General features: G+C 60.7%; 1 protein-coding gene and 1 pseudogene. Both read right to left on the bottom strand.

The features are described from left to right. Positions 1-188: pseudogene (locus tag AC1DT3_RS22915) on the bottom strand (hypothetical protein); the annotation flags it as partial. Positions 189-380: 192 nt separating this feature from the next. Next, on the bottom strand, positions 381-845 hold the full coding sequence (locus tag AC1DT3_RS22910) for a DUF192 domain-containing protein (protein ID WP_477467458.1): 465 nt from the start codon (positions 843-845) through the stop codon (positions 381-383). Positions 846-865: the final 20 nt, after the last annotated feature.

Below are 865 nucleotides of genomic sequence, written 5' to 3'. Positions count from 1 at the left end.
GCGCGGTCCTGATCGGTCACGACCCGTTTGGCAACCGGCTTTGCATCCTGCGCCAGAGCCGACCCAGCGCCGGTGACGGCGCCCGTCATGATCGCTGCGCCCGCAGCAAGAAATTGCCGACGCTGCACCACGCTTGCAGACGAAAACAATGCGTCGAGCGGTGACTCGATCTTCTTCGAAGAATCCATGTTTGCCTCGATGGACTGTCAGCTTCCCCAGCGCACGAAGCGTCGAACCATCGAGAATACAGTTCGAATCTCGCGCGCGTCCCAACAGCAAACTACACGGTTTCACCGTGATTGCCATTGCCGAAACGGAACCTCCGACCAACGCTGCGTAAGCAGGCGTCCGATACATTCGTCATCTACGAGTATTCAGGGTTAGCGTTTGAAAAGCGGATGCTCCACTCGGTCGCCCGCTTTGAGACCCAGCTTGCTGGCCGTGCCGGCGTTCAACTCGAGCACGGCGAGTACGGGCTCGCCGGACGCAATGGTCCTGGTCGATAGCGGCTCGGTATTCGCGGCAACGCGGGCAATCGTCCCGTCGAGCCGGATAAAGAGCATGTCGAGCGAGAGATAGGTGTTCTGCATCCACATCGCGACCGGTTCGACACGGGCGAAATCGAACAGCATGCCACGGTCGGCGGGCATGGAACGTCGATACATCAGACCTTGCGCCCTATCCGCATCGTTGCGCGCGACTTCGACCTGGAAAGCGTGCTTCTGCCCGCCCCGCGTGACGATAGACAAAGGCTCGAACGCCTGCGCGCTGGCATGTTCGACAATGACGAGCGACAGCCCAAGCGCGAACAGGAAAACGGTGGCGGCGCGATAGATCGGCGACATCAGTGGGAGCGCGGCAAGGT

Source organism: Microvirga sp. P4_G7, assembly GCF_056401005.1.
The sequence above is the reverse complement of the archived record's forward strand: the minus strand, read 5'-3'. Positions and strand labels throughout refer to the sequence as shown.